We start from the raw sequence: 17,262 nt of genomic DNA on the forward strand, positions 1-17,262 counted from the left end.
ATGCTAATTCTCACTCTATGGAATCGCTCTCTGAACAGGGCTGACAAAATTTCATCCGGTTCATCGCCAGCAACGAAAAAGAGGCCGACCAGGTGATCAGCACCAGTCCGTTAATGGCCTCCAGCCCATAGAGAATTTTAAACCATCCCGAGGCCGACAAATCGCCGGCACCCAGCGAGCTGTAGGCAACAAATGAAAAATACAGGGTATTGATCCAGTCTTCGAAGCTGGAGCCCGGCAGTTCGCCAAACCCCGGAATAAGATGCGCAAAATAATAAACAAAGGCATAAACCACTACTTCGACGACATGGGCAACAAACAATCCGCAAATGATGGCAATCAATTTAATCGACTGCGCCCATCCGGTATCCAATATAGCCATCAACCGCGTCAAAAACCCATAATGCACCGTCACGGTTAATACCAGTAGAAAAGGAAATAAAATTATCAGAACCATCACATTACCTTATCGAAAATAACCAGGGTTAGGATGTTTTTACACGCAACCAGTGTCGGTGTTCATAAAACGCGCTCCACATTGCGCCAAGGGAAAAGGCAAATAACAACTCCTCTACCGGAATCCCGGCAACCTGTATACCGCTGATATTGGCATGATTCCAATACAGCGCCACAAAACCCGGATGTGAGGCCGCCATGGCGCTAAAAAACAGAAAATACAATCCCGTAAACATCAGGGCACCTTTTATTGCCTGCGATAACAAATCCGGCCGGCAAACTATCGTTGTCATTGCACCTCCCAGCAAACTCAACGAGGCGGTATAGATGGCATTCCATGTGGTAAGTCCCTCAAGCCCGAGAAACAGCCACACCGGCGAGCTGAGCAAGAATTTATGGTAGCGATGACGCCTGCTGGATTTCTCGCAATCAGCCAGCGGCTTGAGCACGTATTTATCCGACACCCCAAAGAGACTACTTGCCAAACCACCCACCGCGAAGGAAAAAATCAGGCTTTCGATATCGAAGCCAGTGGCTTCGCCCAAACGAAACAAGGTCGGTGGAAACCAATAGTCCGGGTAAAACAGCGGTTCAGACAGTCCCAGCGGTGCCGTCCCGATACTCATCGTCATCATCTTTACATGCTGGCTCTTTTGCACAATAAAAACGACCAGCCAAATCAGCAACAGAATAAGACTCCAGACGAAGTAAGTGTATTGCATATCCATCATTGACCGTTTTCACTCCGGGGATCGAGATGATTCGCCAGCACCGGTATGACACTGGAGGCGATAATGGCGGTCGCCAGCGTCATCAGTACCAGCGCGATCATGGCGTGGTGGGACAAATGCCCTTGTTGAAGCCCTACACTGGCAACAACCAGCGCAACCTCTGCCCGAGGCAATAGCGCAAACCCAAGCAACCATCGTTCACGCAGTGACAGGAAAGAACCCATTACCCAGGGCGCAAGCAACTTACCGATAACCGCCGCCGCGATGACCAATAGCACGTACCCAATCAACTCATCGTCCGCCAGAGCGAGCTCCGTAATCTGCATACCGATGGCCAAAAAAAACAGCGGCGAAAAAAACCTGCTGACGCTGGCAAAAAATTCACTGTCCGTTGTTTTGGCCGCTTTTGTTGATTGTGCGAATCGCGTTTTAAATACGGCGGCAACCGCACCCGCCGCAAAACCACCGACCACCGGTGAGAGTTCAAAACTTGCCGTCACCCATGCAGCCAGCAGCGCCGTCAAAACAGCAAAAACCCTGCGCAAAAGTGTTAGTCGTCTTAGCGATGAGCGCACCAGCAAGGTATTCAACAGCCACAGAAGAACACTGAGTCCGGACAAGACGAGCAAACTCATTAACAGCGAAAACAAGATGAGGCCCAGACCATTGTCACTGCTCAGCCCCGCATGGGTGGCAGATAACAAATACAACACCAAAATGTCATCGACGATCGCTGCCGCCAATAATATTTGGCCCACCTTGCTCTCAAGCACCGCAGCATGATGCATCAGGGCGACACTGAGTCCGATACTCGTGGCTGACAACGCGATACCCACATACAGGGCTTCATCAATGTCCTGCGATACGATATAAGCGGCTGCAAATCCCGACAGCAGACTTAAGATTATTCCCGCCAACCCCACCAGGATTCCCGGCTTGATTGCAGCGGCAAAATGTGACCATTGAATATCGTAACCCGCTGAGAACAGGATCAGGATAACCGCCAGTTCCGATAGAACGTGCTCAGCCTCACCAATCCGAATCAGGCTGAAACCCGCCGGCCCCAGCAGCACGCCAACGACAATAACCACCGCCGCCTGCGGCAACCTAAATCGCTCAGACACCCCATCACAGGCGACCATCAACAGTGATGCGGTTAAAAACAATGTCAGGTTAAAAAACAAAGCTGAATTCCCTGTAGCGTGGTTTCATTGCTGTCTCAAAGATTGTCATAACGACTCACATCGAGCAGACCTTCGCCACCACCCATACGGCCTCGATAGTGATGAAGCTTATCCAGGATCAACCAAATTCGGCGGTCTGTCCTGCGGACACCATAACGCTCGACCCATCGATCCATAGTCACCGGGTCGGTGATTTTGTTTGCTTGGCTGGTAAATTTATCAAGCTCGCTGCGCTCTACCCAAAAAATAAAATTCGGATAACTGCCGATAGCCCCGTCCACCAACATCAACATATCTTCATCAGGTATACGACGATCTTCCTCGCCGAAAATAAATGACACATTCGCGTGAGCCTTATTGATAATCATCGACACCACCTGCTCAATCTCACCGTCTTCGTTATGAATCACCAAATAACTCAGTTCGGGCAGGTTGCGTATCCAGGCTGACTGCTTTGCCGACAGGTGATCCAGAGGTTTAAGCGCGTTGGGCACGCGATCACCGATGGGAACGGCTTTATCCCGCGTGAATGAAGATCGATCACGGATCATCTCGACCAGTTCGCTTTTGACATCATGACCGGCATATCGGATGGCTGCCGGGGTATCAATCAACAACTTGGAATGGCCGTAAAATACCTTGGCCTGTGCCAGCGCCCCCCGATACCAGCGTTTCAGAATGGGTTCTCTATCGGCAATGGGTAGGAAGGAGAGAAACAATCCCTCACTTTCCATGCGCAGATAATCCATGTACATGCGAGTCAATATTTGGTGTGACACACTGCCGAACACATCGAAGTTCACCACCAGGTCGTAGTAAATGCGCTCCAGTGTCGGGTAATCAATGACCCAAACGGTATTGGGATCCTCGCCAATCAAACCCTCCGACACAGAAGCACTGTCGAAATGTCTGAACACGGTGAGCACCGGCGTTGATTGATTTTCACCCTTCCAGATGGCTGTGATCGGTAGGCCCTGCCGGGTGAGCTCGTGCGATCGATAGGCGTTGTCACGGAATTCCAGATAGCGCCGGTGGGCATGAAGTCCTTCGTGCCACAACGCGGTAAAGTCCAGAGGACCAGCGCTTGTCGGCGGGAGATCCAGAAAGGGTATTGTGTTAAAAAGATAGGCGTTATCGACCACCGACAAGTCATACTCCGGCGACAGGAAGGCCACAAAGAAATAATCGTTAATCACATTCAACGCGACCTGCCCGCGACAGACCGGACCTTTGATAAAGGATTCAACAAAAAATTGGACGTTATCCAGCATAAATCGATAACGGGCATCGGCGGGAATAGCACTGAACGTCAAGAACGGATTGGTCGCATTTTTCGTGGTGTAGCCAGCCGACTCAGAAACCTTCCAGTCACTGTAGAAAAACAGGGAGTTCCAGCGAGCCATACGACGCTGATCGAGTGGATAAACGCTATGTGTTTTATCCAGGAGTGTTTCCCTGACAGGAATGAGCCGGTAGTAAAACGGCTTTTCCCCAGGGTCACTGTTAGGTCGACGAGCCGCGATTTCATTCGGCGCAATAGCCGTCGGTGTCGATGATCGGATCAACCGAAAGTAATAAGTTTGCTCCTTATCGGAAATCGCCAAATGCCCCAGAAACAAATGTTCATACAAATAGCGGGAAACCAGTTTATGCCGGGGTGATTTTTCGTTGAAAAATGCCTCCCACTGGTCGACTTGCGCGATCACACTGGATGGCAGATCAAGAGGTGGATCAAAATCCGGATAGCCCTGCTTTATCCAGTTTTCCAACTGCAGTTGTTCCTGGCGCGGTAAGGGCGCCATGCCATAGGGCATGGCGGCCATCGGCTGTTTGGCAAGAAAATTATCAACTTCTTCGATTGTTGCCGCACAGGACAATTCACGGTTGATATCCAACGGAAAGTCCGTGGGCAATTTTCCTCCGGAGGGAAAGGTATTCTCGGGTTTGCGTGTAACAAGCCTGTATAACGCGTCGTCCAGATAGTCGGTATTTTTGGGCGAAGCTGAGGTGGCGGTAATCACCTCGTGAAAGCCTAGCTTGCGCCAGTCGGTGACGGAACGGCCATCAATAAACAGCCTTGTGGTGACGTCTTCCGAGAACCTGGAGGGGTTATAGACAGTTTGAGGGGTCGCTCCGCGCAAGAGCCCCTCATAAGCACCAAGTTTTAATTGACAGGGGGCGTCATAACAGCCATGGCACACCACGCAGCGTGTATCCAGGATGCGCTTTACGTCGGTGCTTTCCGAATATTGGGTGGCGTCAGCCCAACCATTGCCGATCATCAACAGAAAGGCGGCGATCAATATTGATATTGTTTGTATTGGAATCATTGGCACCAACCTGTTCACAGCCAGCGTTTAACCATCATGGCAATCCGCTCCAACCATCGCGATACCCCATCGCGCCGTTCCCAATCCTGAGACTCGATGCTTTCCGACTGCGATAAATCCTGCAGGAACTGCACTTTAAGTTCGGCGGCCAATCCCCTATCGGCTGTTGCCAGATTGAGTTCGTAGTTAATAAATAAACTGCGGTAATCCAGATTGGCCGTTCCCACCATCGACCAGTTGTCGTCGACTACCACCGTTTTTGCGTGCAGCATTCGCGGCAGGTACTCAAAAATTCGCACACCGGAATCGAGCAAGGAGGCATAAATATGACGGGCGGCCCAGCGCGCAATACGCACGTCACTCTCACCGGGAACCAGTAGCCTGACATCCACGCCACGCTCAGCGGCCTGACGCAATTGGCTGAGGGTATGACTATCGGGGACAAAATAAGGGGTGGTCAGATAAATAAACGTCTTCGCCTTGTCGAATGCCGCGCCGTACACACATCGCAAGCGGTGGCGACAGGTCAGCGTATGATTGTGCAGCAGTCTGCTGCCCGCTTCCTTTTGCATGGGCTGCCAACGCAGACGACCTTGCCAAAATGCGTCAAACAATTGCACGGCCACGTCGACAAGTGAGCCGCCAAAACTCACATGGGTATCACGCCAGCGCGCATCCCCGTAATACTCCCTGGAATTTTCCTGATGTATATTGAAGCCACCGAGAAAGGCGACACGATCATCCACAATCAGCATCTTGCGATGATTACGGCGGTTATAGCGCCAGGGCCTGCGCCAGCTCCAGCGGTGAAACCAGCGCAATTTCACACCGTTGCAACGCAGGTGATTTTGCATCTTGCGCGAAAACCAGAACAGCGAGCCCGCCGCGTCAATATGCACCTTTACTGCGATACCCGCCTGTGCCCGTTCAATAAGCGCCTGACAAAACCGATTGCCTACCGCGTCATCGGCAAATATATAGGATTCCAGTCGAATACTCTCTTTCGCACCCGCTATCGCCGAAAGCATGGATGCATATAAATCATCGCCCTCGGTAAACAACTGGAAGGTTTCCGCAGCATGATCGGGTAATGTGGTGCAATCGTTCCCGTCACATCGGTTTTCCGTTCCGTCCGGCCTCACGTTCAAACTTGTGCAATATTCAATCATCAGAATTCAAACTGGAACTGCCGACAAACGCTCGCCATTGCTCCCGTCGAGGAATAAACATAGGCACCCGTTGCTGGTAGGCGCGATAGGTTTCGCCAAATTCCGCCAGTACCTGGCGCTCTTCCTTTCGGGCCAGCATGTAATAAGCAAATACAATCACCGGGAAAAGCCCCACAGAAAACAGTGTGGGCCAGTGCACCACACCCTCGCCAAACAGCGCGATAAACAGGCCCGTGTATTGAGGATGCCGGACAAAACGGTACAACCCATCGGTCACCAGCGTGTTTTGCTGACGTGCGCGATGCACCTGCCGCCAGCCCTGGAAAAAAATGCCAATCCCGAGTAGCACCAGCGCATAACCCAGAATCATCGAAATCATCATACCCGTCTCGCCCATGCCCAATAAGGTGGACCACAGGCTGGCATTCAGATCGTACCGATCAAGACCCAAAAAGCGGGACAGCAAATAAATAGTCAACGGGAAACCATACATCTCGGCGTATAAGGCGATGATAAATGCCTGCACCACGCCCGCACTGGCCCATTCATGCCAGGACTTGGGTGCCACATAGCGATAAAAAAACCAGGAAATCACCACGATCATAATGATCGCGAGCGCCCACGCGCCTGAATGTTGTATCGTTTGTTCCATCTTTAATCCTCCAGCTCACGTGCTGTTATGGTTAATTTCATATTTGTTCGACAATAGCCTGTCCAGCACCAGACAAGCGGTAATATCGCCGGTGACGTTGATAGCTGAACGCTTGAGATGTCTTTTCTTCATGCGCTTTACTTATGTCGTAAATTGCATAGACCTTATCTACCAACGACCGAGGCAGAACCGTGCTACTACGGTCGGCCCAACTCCACTTGCATTACATTGATCCCTCCGGTACGGAACATGCCGGCACAACTGGCCAGGTAGAAGCGCCATTTGCGTATAGATATTTCGCTGTAGCCTAGCGCCTGTATTGCCGGAATTTGTTTATCAACGTTTGCCAGCCATTTTTCCAACGTAATGGCATAGTCCTGGCCGAATTCAAAAACATCATTCACCACCAGCCCGCTGTCCACGGCAATCGTTTCAAAGCGTTCCCTGGAGGGCAGCATCCCGCCGGGGAAAATATGCTCTCTGAGAAAATCACTGCCGGCTCGATACCAGTCAAACCGCTCTTCTGCGATGGTAATCGTCTGTATCATTGCCTTGCCCGCAGGTCTTAGGTAGTTGTACACATCCCTCATATACGTAGACCAATACGACTCGCCAACGTGTTCAAACATCCCGATCGATACCACGTAATCGAACGATCCCGTCAGTTCGCGGTAATCCTGCAATCGAACCTCGGTATTCGAGTCCAGTCCGGCGGATTGCAGTCGTTCAGCAGCATATTGCGCCTGCTCTTTTGACAGAGTCACACCCGTGACATGGCAATCACGTGCAGCCGCGACTTCCATAAAACCGCCCCAGCCACAACCGATTTCCAGCATGCGGCTTCCCGGTGACGGGGCCAATCGCTGAAGGATCCGTTGGTATTTGGCTTTTTGCGCATCAAAAAGTGAGACGGAGGCATCACCGTTAAACAGAGCGCTGGAATAGGTCATGCTCTTATCCAGCCAGAGCCGGTAGAAGTCGTTGCCCAGGTCATAATGCTCATGCACGTTTTGACGGCTGCGTTTGAGCGTGTTGGGGAACAGGTGGTGTTTGCACCAGTACAGTAGTTTTAGCCACAGGTTGGTTTGTAAATACCGGTCGAAAACGGTCAGATTGGCGGCGGCTAAACGCATGAGCGCCAGCAGATCGGGCGTGGACCATTTCCCCGCCATGTAGTCTTCCCCCAGGCCCACGTCACCGTGGGTGATCAGACGATCAATCACATCCCAATGAAACAGGGTCATTTCAGCATTGACACAGGCAGTTTTCCCTCCATGGTGTGTTGTCTGACCATTGGGCCAGGTAAGCGACAAAGATCCGAACTGAAGCGACTTCAAAGCCTGCAAGAAAAGCTTCTGGTGGATATTGCTCACTTTTCCTTTTCTTGTTTCTGGTATCTCAGATTCACTGTTTTCGGAAAAATATGCTTTGTCCATGCGTCCCTTCATCACAGTGTTTCCAACAAATCCAGTAGACGACAGGCATAGGCATACTCGTTGTCGTACCACACTTGAAGCTTTACGGTTCGGTCACCGATGACCCGCGTGGACAGCCCGTGTACGATGGCGGAATGGGCGTTGCCGACAATATCGCTGCTCACCCACTCCTGCAGGGTAAAATCCATGACACCTTTAAGAGCGTTTCCACAGGCACCCAACAAGCATTGATTGACTTCATCAACGGTCACCGCGTGTTGCAGACGCACGGTAATATCAGTCAAACCGCCATCAGCTATCGGCGCCCTGACCGCCAGGGCGGAAAACTTCCCGGCAAGATCGGGCAGCACAGCCGCGACCACCTTGTCCGCACCGGTGGAAGTGGGCACCAGGTTGAGGGCCGCCGCGCGACCGCGAATGCGCTTTCGGGAGGCGACATCCACCAGCCCCTGAGAGGAGGTGTAGGCATGAATGGTGGTGGCCGACGCCGTCTCAATACCCCAGGCCTCCAGTAGCACAGCCAGCGGCGGCACCAGGGAATTGGTGGTGCAGGAGCCGCTGGAAATGATCTGGTGTTGCTCCGGGTTAAATGCACCCTGGTTAACGCCATAGATAATGGTTAGATCAGCCGATTCAGACGGGGCGCTGATTAACACCCTTCCCGCCCCTGCCGCCAAGTGCTTCGCCGCATCGTTGCGCTTTCTGAAAACGCCCGTGGCTTCAAGCACCCAGTCCACCGCCAAATCCGACCAGGGCAACTGCCCGGGATCAGGCTGATGATAAATCGGAATGGACACACCGGACACGCTCAACTGATCACCGCTGGTTTCAACAGGAGCTGCGAGGCGACCGTGGACCGAGTCATATTTCAGCAAATAGGCCAGCGTCTCGCAGTCGGTCAAGTCATTAAGCGCAACCAGTTGCAGGTTTTCAGGCATGCGTCGCAGGTATTCGCGAATAACTAACCGGCCGATTCTGCCGGCGCCATTGATTGCAAATCGTTTCATGGCTCTTCTCCCTATTTGCGTATGAATTTCAGTTAGTGGTACTGATTCAATCGGGCAATACCACCAGCTTGTTGGGCAACTCATTTTTGTCTTGCGTTGCCGGGTAATGCTCTGCCAGTAAGCGACCACAGGATTGAATGCACTGAATAAATCCCCCGGCAATTTGCTTGCGCTTTACCTGTTGGACAAAGGCAGAAACAATGTCCTGCCATTGCTCATCCGCTATTTTTTGGGCGATACCCCGGTCGGTAAGGATTTCCACATAGCGCTCCTGCGCCGATACAAAAATCAGTAGGCCCGCCCCTTCCCGCGTATGATGCAGACCGTTCTCCAGAAACTGCCGCCTCGCCATATTGGCGGCGCGCCAGTAGCGAACCGGTTGGGGAATAATGTGCTGAAAAAATGGCTGCCAGCGAAATAGCAGCCAGGACACGACGAAGACCAGCAACTGCAACAGTGACACTGTGCTACTGTGTCCCCACCAAGGTGTCAATACGAGTAGCAGAGGTGACACCAACGCGAGCAACGCTGCCCAAAGGGCTGGAATGTAATAATAATCATCACTGCGTGGCGCAAGCACGCACACCACTTCCGCATCGGTGAGTTGTTCGATGTCGCTGATGGCCTGACTGATCTGTTGCTGTAACCGTTTTGAATATTGCATCACCAACCTCCCGAGGCGCCGCCGCCACCAAAACCCCCGCCACCGCCGCCAAATCCACCGCCCCGGCGCGACCCGCCGTAATGGCCGCCATGGTGTCCATAAAATCCGCCCATACCAAAGCGCCGCAAAAAGATCAGGGGAAGAAAGAAAATCACCCACCAGGGTGGCAATTCATTGGATTGATTCTGGGGCGATCTGAAACGGTATTGTCCACCCATGGCCTGAATGATGGCATCCACACCTTCGGTAATACCCTGGGCGAAGTTGCCATCACGAAACTGCGGCAGGATCACCGCCTGTATAATGTTGGCAGACAGCGCATCGGTCAGCTCGCCTTCCAGGCCATAGCCCACTTCGATACGTATCTTGCGAAGACCTGGCACCACGATCAGCAAGGCGCCATTGTCCTTACCTTTCTGGCCGATACCCCACGCCCGTCCCAGCTGGTAGCCGTAGTCCTCGATTGCCAGCCCTTGCAGATCCTTCAAGGTGACCACCACCAGTTGATTGCTGGTCGCGGCCTCGTGGGCCTGCAACTGCTGTTCAAGCCGCGTGGTAGTTTCGACATCCAGTAATCCGGCCTGATCAACCACCCGACCGGTGAGCGGGGGGAATGAGATCTCTGCAATAAGCGGCAGACTGACCCAGAGCAACAACAGGCCGATGCTGATTCGACTTGACCTAGTCATTGAAATCTACCTTGGGGGCCTGCTCCGTGTTCTGGCTCGTTGCCTCATAGGTTTCCCGTAGCGGCATATCACTGTAAAGAATCGAGTGCCAGATCCTGCCAGGAAAGGTTCTTATCTCCCTGTTGTATTGGTTGACCGCCTGGATAAAGTCACGACGGGCCACGCTGATTCGGTTCTCAGTGCCTTCCAACTGGGATTGCAGCGCCAGAAAATTTTGATTGGCTTTCAAATCGGGATAGCGCTCAACGACGACCATAAGACGCTGTAGCGCACTTCCCAGTTCGCTTTGCGCTGCCTGAAACTGTTGTAGCTTTTGTGGATTATCAAGTAGATCTTTGCCCGCCTGAATGGAACCGACTTTGGCGCGGGCCTCAGTCACCGCTATCAGCGTTTCCTGTTCATGGGCAGCATAGCCTTTGACAGTAGCGACCAGATTGGGAACCAGGTCCGCACGCCGCTGGTACTGGTTCTCCACCTGGGCCCAGGCGGCTTTCGCCTGCTCATCGTAGGTGGGGATGTTGTTAATGCCGCAGCCGCTTAACCACGGCAGCGTGAATAACAGAACCAGCAGAGCGCGGGGGAATAATGGCCTGAGTTTCCATCGAGCGCTTATCAACGTTGTCATAATCTTCTCCATCGTCAGGGTTATAGGGGTTACAACAAACGATCCGCAGCGATACCCAACGCGATGCCGATCAACAAGGTTAAAAAGCCCATGGCCACCGGAAGACGCAAAGTCTTAGCCCCCGCCGTCAGGACAATCGCGTACTTAAAAATCAGGTTGGCCACAAAGGCTATCACGATGGCGGTTACTGCCACTGGTGAACTGAGTGTCTGGCTCGATACCAATTTAAGATTGGAAATGGTAATGGCATCCAGGTCCGTCAAACCTGAGATAAAGGCAACGACATAAACACCGGTATCGGCGAAGTTATCGTTCATCCACGATACCAGTAGCAATACCACAACGAATGCCGCCGCAAAGCCCAGCGCCGTTTTCAGCTCCGCCGGATTCCTGACCTCCAGGTCCGGAAGGGCTTTTTGTGCACTGACAGCACGACGATAAGCCCAAAGCCCATAAGCACCACCCGCCAAACCGCCGCCTAATAACCAGGGCAACATGGGCCTCAACATGGACGGCTCCACCACTGAGACCAGGATACCCACTCGAACAAACAGAACGATGTGAGAAAGCAGAATGATGGTGCTGGCAACGGCTGAGAATCCCCGCAGGCTCTTACTGTGTCGTGCATAGACGAGGGTCGTCGCCGTGGTGGAAACCAAGCCACCAAACAAGCCGATAATCAGCAGCCCTGCCTTGCCGTCCAGACAGCGCAGCGCCACGTAACCGGCGAGACTGATACCACTGATCAACACCACCAGCCAACCGGTTTGATAGGGGTTGAACACCGCATAGGGACCATAGGTGGTATCAGGCAGGATAGGCAGCAAAATAAACGCGACCGCCGCAAACTGGAAGAACGACCGGATATCCTTATCCGTCAACTGCTGCGGCACCTGTCTCAATTGCTCGCGGAAATACAAAATAGCGGTAATGACAATGGCTAAAGCAGACGGTAACAGCGGATGGCCAAGCCACAGACTATAGCCAAGCGCAAAAGCGATTAACCCTGCCATCACCGTCGTCGTATCCGACTCTTCGGATGTCGATTTTGCCTGGGCAACGACCAATGAAAGACCGACCAACAGGCCTATCGCTATGGCCAGCCCCACATTCTGTTCAGGTGTAGCAATATAGCCGGCCAGACTGCCGGCGAGCGCAATCAGGGTAAACGTGCGCACCCCGGCGATGGCCTTGTTGTGTCGCTCCCGTTCGAGCCCGATCAGAAAGCCGATGCCGATGCTTTGGGCGAACAGCATCAGATGGGAAAGTTGCGTTTGGTAGTCATTCATAGCACGTATTACATCCTCCACGGCCCATAATGCCGTGGCGACTGAAGACGATCTGATTGATGCGCCTTACTCTCGCCTGCATTAATGGTTCTCCGCAGACGTGAAGGTGGAAAAAGCCACTTGTTGAATCGCAGTGGACAGGCTGATTTTCTGTTTGATGCCAGACAGATGTTGATCGTCCAGGGTTTCCTCCGCCAGCAACCGTTGGGCGGTTTCTTCCAGTAACGACTGATTGAGCGTGAGGATATCCGTCGCCAGGGCAAAAGCGTCATTCAACAGTTGACTGACGGCTGCCGATACCCGTTGTGCCATATCGGGGCCGAAGCGCAGGCTCGAATCGGTGATGGATGGATCTAGAAACGGCGATTTTGGCGTATCAATGGACAGCATGCCGATCTCGTCCGACATGCCATACTGGGTCACCATGGCCCGGGCAATATCCGTGGCTTTCACCAGATCGTCGGCGGCGCCGGTGGTCACTTCTCTAAAGATCAACTGCTCTGCCGCTCTCCCCGCCAACAGCACGGCGATACGATTCTGCAAATCCTTTTTACTCATTAAATAACGATCTTCCGAGGGGCGCTGGATGGTGTAGCCAAGCGCTCCCACACCACGGGGGATTATGGAGACTTTTTGAATCGGCTGTTCCGGGCTGAGCGCCATGCCCACCAGGGCATGACCCATTTCGTGATGCGCGACGACGGCCTTTTCCTGTGGATTGATCAGTTTGTTTTTCTTCTCCAAGCCAGCAATGATGCGCTCGATGGCATTGACAAAATCCTCCATGGAGACACTGTCGGCACCGCGCCGGGTGGCGAGCAGCGCCGCTTCATTAACCAGGTTCGCCAGATCCGCGCCACTGAATCCGGTGGTCAGAGACGCAACCGCCTCGATGCTGACCGTCTCATCGGCTTGTATCTTTTTCATATGCACACGCAGAATCTGTTCACGGCCGACTTTATCCGGGCGGTCGACCAATACCTGACGGTCAAAGCGGCCAGCGCGTAGTAAGGCCGGGTCGAGGATTTCGGGCCGGTTAGTGGCCGCAAGAATGATCACACCTTCAGAGGGATTAAAACCATCCAGTTCGCTGAGTAACTGATTCAGGGTTTGTTCACGCTCATCGTGGCCCCCGGACATGGGGCCTACACCACGCACACGTCCCAGGGCATCCAACTCGTCGATAAAAATAATAGCGGGGGCATGTTGCTTGGCCTGTTCAAACAGATCGCGGACACGGGCCGCGCCGACACCGACAAACATTTCGATAAATTCCGAGCCGCTAATGGAAAAGAACGCCACTCCGGCCTCCCCCGCCACGGCGCGGGCGATCAGCGTTTTACCGGTACCCGGCGGACCGACCAGTAATACCCCCTTGGGAATATGGGCACCCAACCGGCTATATCTCCCCGGTTCTTTTAAGAACTGCACCACCTCCACCAATTCTTCCTTTGCCTCATCCACCCCGGCCACGTCATCAAACGTAACACCGGTATCTTTCTCCACTAACACCTTGGCTTTGCTCTTGCCGATATTCATCATGCCACCCATGCCCTGCTTGTCGGCAAACTTGCGGAACATCAAAAACCACACCAGAAAAAATACCAACGCCGGAGCGATCCACCCAATTAAGGTGGCGAGCGGGCCACCGGAGACAACGCCTTTATAGTCCACGTTATAGGGGGCAAGTTTTTCCGCCAGATCGATATCGACGCGAGGCGTAACAAAGTGATCTTTTCCCTCGATCGGCTCCTTGAAGCTGCCGCGAATGGTTTGCTGATCAACCACCAGGTCTTTTAACCAGCCCTGCTGCAGGTAGCGCTCAAACTCGCTATAACTGAGTTGCGCCTGACTAGCGGTATGCCCCCAGAAGGTTTGAAACAGCACAACCCCCCACAGCGCCACAAACAGGTAGACCAGATTCAATTGCTGCTTTTTATTCATTGCATTTTCCTCAGTGACAACCACCGTCCTTTGTCAAGTGTGCAAGGTTGTCGAGTTCACACTCCTCGCTGTAATGAATCAGTCCCCGTTTAACCTGCTCTACCACACCTTCGCGAAACCCAACTGCTACTTTCTCGATGGCTTTTTCAATATCCTCCAGAGAGACCTGAATGAGGTCGTAAGTCACGTACAAGTCTTCATCTTCAAACACCATTGCTTCAACACCCATCAGCATCTGCAGTGAGGCGTCCAGTTCTGCTTTAAGGCGATCGCTGATAGCGTCACAAAAACGAATGCGACGCTTCTTTAACACCACTTGGTCTTTCTGCTTGGGTGACTTGCCATGTTTTGGGTCACCCACAAACAGATGTGGATGGGACTTAAATCGCTCCAGGCACTGAGACGAACAGAAATAATGGTCGACACCCTGATAGTTCACCAACAGTGATCGGTTGATTTTTGTCATATGACAAACAGGGCAGTGAATCGTGAATTCCAGTTTGTTCATCAAAACCGCCTCCGGGTTACTGGCCCACACCATTCAACAACTGGTACAACTCGCTTTCGGTGGTTAATACCAGCGTGGTGGAAGGATCAATCACCTGCTTGTAGGTTTCCAATGTCTTCACAAGGTCATACAGTTCACGTGCCGACTTGGTTTGGTTGTAGGCCGCCGCATAGATTTCTGTCGCCTTGGCATCGGCCACACCCTGAATAGATTGAATTTTTCGGTAAGCTTCGGACTCAATACGCTGCAGGTCTTTTTCCTTGTTGCCGATAATTTTGGCGGCCTCACCGGCACCTTCGGAACGAAACCGCTCAGCGATCTGCTGGCGTTCACTGATCATTCTGGCGTAGATTTTCTGCCGGACGCTTTCGTTATAGTTAATCCGCTTAAACCGGATATCGAGCAACTCAATACCGAATTCCGCCAGTTTTACGGATGCGGCGGAAAAAATATCCTCTTCAATTTGCCGCCTGCCGCGCTTAATCGGTAGCAATTTTCCAACGTCCGCTTCTGCCAGCAGGGGATCAACAGCAGGCGTTCTGTCTTTGGTGGTTCGGACAATTTCAATCAATTCGTGTTTGGCGACGGCATTGCGGGTTTCACTGCCGAGAATATCCTCCAGCCGGGACTGGGCACTGCGCTCGTCCCGTAACCGCAGGAAGTACTGCAGCGGATCTTTGATGCGCCAGCGGCCGAAGGTATCAACCGTGATATAAAGCTTGTCCTTGGTCGGCATATCGTTGGCGGAACCATCCCAAAGCAATATCCGTTTTTCGATACGATTGACTTTCTGGATAAAGGGAATCTTTAATTTCAGGCCGGCTTCATTAACAATTCCGCCCACGGGTTTACCGAACTGCGTCATGATCACCTGCTCGGTTTCGTTCACGGTATAGAACGCTTCATAGGCAACGATCAGTAGCGGAAATAATACCGCCAGCGCGATGTAGATGAATCTGTTCATCGGGGTTCTCCTTGCATGGCGTTGAGTTGCAGCAACGGCAAAACGGACGCTGCTTTATCGTCGAGCACAATTTTGTTTTTCACGACTGGCAATACCTCCTGCAGGGTTTCCAGGTAGAGTCGCCGCTTGGTAACCCCCGGTGCCTTGATATATTCAGCCAGCAGCGCGTTAAATTTGGCCGCGTCCCCTTCCGCCTGATTGACACGCTGGATCGCATACCCTTCCCCTGCCTGGATGGAGCGTTCCGCCGTACCCCTGGCTTGGGGTACGGCCTTGTTGTACTCGCCGCGGGCTACATTAATCATGCGCTCACGTTCCTGCTGCGCTTCGTTGACTTCATCAAAGGAAGCCTTTACCGGTTTCGGCGGATTGACGTTCTTGAGCTGCACCTGATCTATGCGCAAGCCCATTTCATAGAGGTTAACCACCTCCTGCATCTTGGTCTGGGCATTGGCCTCAATGTCCTGACGACCGATGGTCAACACTTCATCTACCGTACGATCACCGACAACTTCGCGCATCACCGATTCGGAAATGTCCCGCAGGGCATCCCCCGGATCGCGCACTTTGAATAGGAAGTCGAAGGCGTTCTCAATGCGAAACTGAATCACCCACTCCACCAGCGCCGCATTCAAGTCTCCGGTAACGATGGTGGTTTCCAGCTCCCATTCCCTGGGATCGGACATCTGTCGCGTAAACGTCGCGCCGGGTGTACCGAAGCCAAATTCTTCTTTGAGCTGACGTTTCACTGGGACCTGAACCACCTGATCAACACCGAAGGGAATTTTGAAATGCAGGCCAGGATCGACGACATAGTGGTAGTGACCAAAGCGCTGTACGACGCCGACGGATTCCGCCGAGACTGTGTAAAAACTGCTGTAGCCCAGATACACCGCGAGCGCGATGACAATACCCAAAGCAATCTGACGCGGTGAAATGGGTATGTCCGGCAATGATTGTTCAAACTTATCGTTCATGGCTGTTTCCTTTTCTTTGATTGCTTAGGTGGCGCGGTTTTGGCTGAATGGCGCTAGCTGGTGGTGGCATCGGAACCGATCTCCAATACGTTGTTTCCCAAGTACTGATGCGGAGGAATAATCAGGTTGGTAGGGGCCGGCACCCCTTTAAATACCCGCCCGGCCAGATCGAACTTGGAGCCGTGACAGGGGCAGAAGAAAAGTGCGTGCTTCACCTCTGCTCTGCCATCCGGCTCATAGTTGGGTACACACCCCAAATGGGTACAAATACCCACCGCCACAAAGATATCGTCCCGGATACTGCGAACGGCATTCCTGGCGTAATCCGGTTGTTGATTAACGTCGGAATCGGGATCTCTTAATTCGCCGCTATGCTCTTCCAGAGCCAGGTTTTTTTAAATTTTCGGCAGTGCGCCGAACGACCCACACAGGTTTTCCCTGCCACGCCACGGTAATCATGGCACCTGGGTCAATTTTGCTGATATCCACCTGTACCGGAGCTCCGACAGATTTGGCCTTGGCACTGGGATTCCAGGATTGAACAAAGGGCGTGGCGACTCCGACCACACCCGCACCTGCAACAAAGGAGGTGGCTCCTATCAGAAACCGGCGCCGAGGTTCATTCACTTCAGTCATT

The 17,262-nt window shown here is 52.7% G+C and carries 17 protein-coding genes and 1 pseudogene; all 18 read right to left on the reverse strand.

Annotation, left to right across the window (positions count from 1 at the left end):
* Nucleotides 1–10: 10 nt before the first annotated feature.
* A complete protein-coding gene (locus Y5S_RS02835) occupies nucleotides 11–457 on the reverse strand; it encodes an ion channel (RefSeq protein ID WP_027948889.1) in 447 nt (148 codons plus the stop codon).
* Between the two features lie 28 nt (nucleotides 458–485).
* Complete coding sequence (locus tag Y5S_RS02840) at nucleotides 486–1,187, reverse strand: lycopene cyclase domain-containing protein (protein WP_052041358.1); 702 nt, start codon at nucleotides 1,185–1,187, stop codon at nucleotides 486–488.
* The gene (locus Y5S_RS02845) at nucleotides 1,184–2,371 is read right to left on the reverse strand and encodes a cation:proton antiporter (protein ID WP_035230276.1); all 1,188 of its coding nucleotides are present in this window, start codon (nucleotides 2,369–2,371) and stop codon (nucleotides 1,184–1,186) included. Before Y5S_RS02845 ends, Y5S_RS02840 begins: the two co-directional genes overlap by 4 nt.
* Before the next feature lie 35 nt (nucleotides 2,372–2,406).
* Nucleotides 2,407–4,701: a fatty acid cis/trans isomerase gene (locus Y5S_RS02850; protein WP_081939638.1), complete on the reverse strand. Its 2,295-nt coding sequence runs from the start codon at nucleotides 4,699–4,701 to the stop codon at nucleotides 2,407–2,409.
* Nucleotides 4,702–4,715: 14 nt separating this feature from the next.
* Complete coding sequence (locus Y5S_RS02855) at nucleotides 4,716–5,870, reverse strand: phospholipase D-like domain-containing protein (protein WP_231552612.1); 1,155 nt, start codon at nucleotides 5,868–5,870, stop codon at nucleotides 4,716–4,718.
* Nucleotides 5,863–6,522 carry a methyltransferase family protein gene (locus tag Y5S_RS02860; RefSeq protein ID WP_035230277.1) on the reverse strand — a complete coding sequence of 220 codons (660 nt, stop codon included), beginning with the start codon at nucleotides 6,520–6,522 and terminating at the stop codon, nucleotides 5,863–5,865. The genes Y5S_RS02855 and Y5S_RS02860 overlap by 8 nt, the downstream gene beginning before the upstream one ends.
* 15 nt (nucleotides 6,523–6,537) lie before the next feature.
* Nucleotides 6,538–6,654: a dicarboxylate/amino acid:cation symporter gene (locus Y5S_RS19980; protein WP_231552613.1), complete on the reverse strand. Its 117-nt coding sequence runs from the start codon at nucleotides 6,652–6,654 to the stop codon at nucleotides 6,538–6,540.
* 65 nt (nucleotides 6,655–6,719) lie between these two features.
* Nucleotides 6,720–7,958 (reverse strand): SAM-dependent methyltransferase, encoded by a 1,239-nt coding sequence (locus Y5S_RS02865; protein ID WP_197055079.1) that lies wholly within the window; start codon nucleotides 7,956–7,958, stop codon nucleotides 6,720–6,722.
* Between the two features lie 11 nt (nucleotides 7,959–7,969).
* The gene (locus tag Y5S_RS02870; protein ID WP_035230278.1) at nucleotides 7,970–8,965 is read right to left on the reverse strand and encodes a type I glyceraldehyde-3-phosphate dehydrogenase; all 996 of its coding nucleotides are present in this window, start codon (nucleotides 8,963–8,965) and stop codon (nucleotides 7,970–7,972) included.
* A 46-nt stretch (nucleotides 8,966–9,011) separates the two neighbouring features.
* Nucleotides 9,012–9,629, reverse strand: coding sequence for a TPM domain-containing protein (locus tag Y5S_RS02875; RefSeq protein WP_035230279.1), 618 nt, complete (start codon nucleotides 9,627–9,629; stop codon nucleotides 9,012–9,014).
* On the reverse strand, nucleotides 9,629–10,318 hold the full coding sequence (locus tag Y5S_RS02880; RefSeq protein ID WP_035230280.1) for a TPM domain-containing protein: 690 nt from the start codon (nucleotides 10,316–10,318) through the stop codon (nucleotides 9,629–9,631). The genes Y5S_RS02875 and Y5S_RS02880 overlap by 1 nt, the downstream gene beginning before the upstream one ends.
* Nucleotides 10,311–10,943 carry a LemA family protein gene (locus tag Y5S_RS02885; protein ID WP_052041361.1) on the reverse strand — a complete coding sequence of 211 codons (633 nt, stop codon included), beginning with the start codon at nucleotides 10,941–10,943 and terminating at the stop codon, nucleotides 10,311–10,313. Before Y5S_RS02885 ends, Y5S_RS02880 begins: the two co-directional genes overlap by 8 nt.
* A gap of 29 nt (nucleotides 10,944–10,972) precedes the next feature.
* A complete protein-coding gene (locus tag Y5S_RS02890) occupies nucleotides 10,973–12,232 on the reverse strand; it encodes an MgtC/SapB family protein (RefSeq protein ID WP_035230281.1) in 1,260 nt (419 codons plus the stop codon).
* A gap of 81 nt (nucleotides 12,233–12,313) precedes the next feature.
* The gene (ftsH, locus tag Y5S_RS02895) at nucleotides 12,314–14,176 is read right to left on the reverse strand and encodes an ATP-dependent zinc metalloprotease FtsH (protein WP_035230282.1); all 1,863 of its coding nucleotides are present in this window, start codon (nucleotides 14,174–14,176) and stop codon (nucleotides 12,314–12,316) included.
* A 10-nt stretch (nucleotides 14,177–14,186) separates the two neighbouring features.
* Entirely contained in the window at nucleotides 14,187–14,684 is a 498-nt protein-coding gene (locus tag Y5S_RS02900; protein ID WP_052041362.1) for a YHS domain-containing protein, read from the reverse strand.
* Between the two features lie 16 nt (nucleotides 14,685–14,700).
* Nucleotides 14,701–15,648, reverse strand: a complete 948-nt coding sequence (hflC, locus tag Y5S_RS02905; protein WP_035230283.1) for a protease modulator HflC — start codon at nucleotides 15,646–15,648, stop codon at nucleotides 14,701–14,703.
* Entirely contained in the window at nucleotides 15,645–16,625 is a 981-nt protein-coding gene (gene hflK / locus Y5S_RS02910) for an FtsH protease activity modulator HflK (protein WP_035230284.1), read from the reverse strand. The genes hflC and hflK overlap by 4 nt, the downstream gene beginning before the upstream one ends.
* A 53-nt stretch (nucleotides 16,626–16,678) precedes the next feature.
* Nucleotides 16,679–17,261: pseudogene (gene petA / locus Y5S_RS02915) on the reverse strand (ubiquinol-cytochrome c reductase iron-sulfur subunit).
* Nucleotide 17,262: the final 1 nt, after the last annotated feature.

Origin of the sequence: Alcanivorax nanhaiticus, assembly GCF_000756665.1 — a bacterium.
Taxonomy (GTDB): domain Bacteria; phylum Pseudomonadota; class Gammaproteobacteria; order Pseudomonadales; family Alcanivoracaceae; genus Alcanivorax; species Alcanivorax nanhaiticus.

What these genes read in the sequence shown, in the direction of transcription:
- Y5S_RS02835 (WP_027948889.1), bottom strand. Translation starts at nt 457, where the DNA reads ATGGTTCTGATAATTTTATTTCCTTTTCTACTGGTATTAACCGTGACG.
- Y5S_RS02840 (WP_052041358.1), bottom strand. Translation starts at nt 1,187, where the DNA reads ATGATGGATATGCAATACACTTACTTCGTCTGGAGTCTTATTCTGTTG.
- Y5S_RS02850 (WP_081939638.1), bottom strand. Translation starts at nt 4,701, where the DNA reads ATGATTCCAATACAAACAATATCAATATTGATCGCCGCCTTTCTGTTG.
- Y5S_RS02855 (WP_231552612.1), bottom strand. Translation starts at nt 5,870, where the DNA reads ATGATTGAATATTGCACAAGTTTGAACGTGAGGCCGGACGGAACGGAA.
- Y5S_RS02860 (WP_035230277.1), bottom strand. Translation starts at nt 6,522, where the DNA reads ATGGAACAAACGATACAACATTCAGGCGCGTGGGCGCTCGCGATCATT.
- Y5S_RS19980 (WP_231552613.1), bottom strand. Translation starts at nt 6,654, where the DNA reads ATGAAGAAAAGACATCTCAAGCGTTCAGCTATCAACGTCACCGGCGAT.
- Y5S_RS02865 (WP_197055079.1), bottom strand. Translation starts at nt 7,958, where the DNA reads ATGGACAAAGCATATTTTTCCGAAAACAGTGAATCTGAGATACCAGAA.
- Y5S_RS02870 (WP_035230278.1), bottom strand. Translation starts at nt 8,965, where the DNA reads ATGAAACGATTTGCAATCAATGGCGCCGGCAGAATCGGCCGGTTAGTT.
- Y5S_RS02875 (WP_035230279.1), bottom strand. Translation starts at nt 9,629, where the DNA reads ATGCAATATTCAAAACGGTTACAGCAACAGATCAGTCAGGCCATCAGC.
- Y5S_RS02880 (WP_035230280.1), bottom strand. Translation starts at nt 10,318, where the DNA reads ATGACTAGGTCAAGTCGAATCAGCATCGGCCTGTTGTTGCTCTGGGTC.
- Y5S_RS02885 (WP_052041361.1), bottom strand. Translation starts at nt 10,943, where the DNA reads ATGACAACGTTGATAAGCGCTCGATGGAAACTCAGGCCATTATTCCCC.
- Y5S_RS02890 (WP_035230281.1), bottom strand. Translation starts at nt 12,232, where the DNA reads ATGAATGACTACCAAACGCAACTTTCCCATCTGATGCTGTTCGCCCAA.
- ftsH (WP_035230282.1), bottom strand. Translation starts at nt 14,176, where the DNA reads ATGAATAAAAAGCAGCAATTGAATCTGGTCTACCTGTTTGTGGCGCTG.
- Y5S_RS02900 (WP_052041362.1), bottom strand. Translation starts at nt 14,684, where the DNA reads ATGAACAAACTGGAATTCACGATTCACTGCCCTGTTTGTCATATGACA.
- hflC (WP_035230283.1), bottom strand. Translation starts at nt 15,648, where the DNA reads ATGAACAGATTCATCTACATCGCGCTGGCGGTATTATTTCCGCTACTG.
- hflK (WP_035230284.1), bottom strand. Translation starts at nt 16,625, where the DNA reads ATGAACGATAAGTTTGAACAATCATTGCCGGACATACCCATTTCACCG.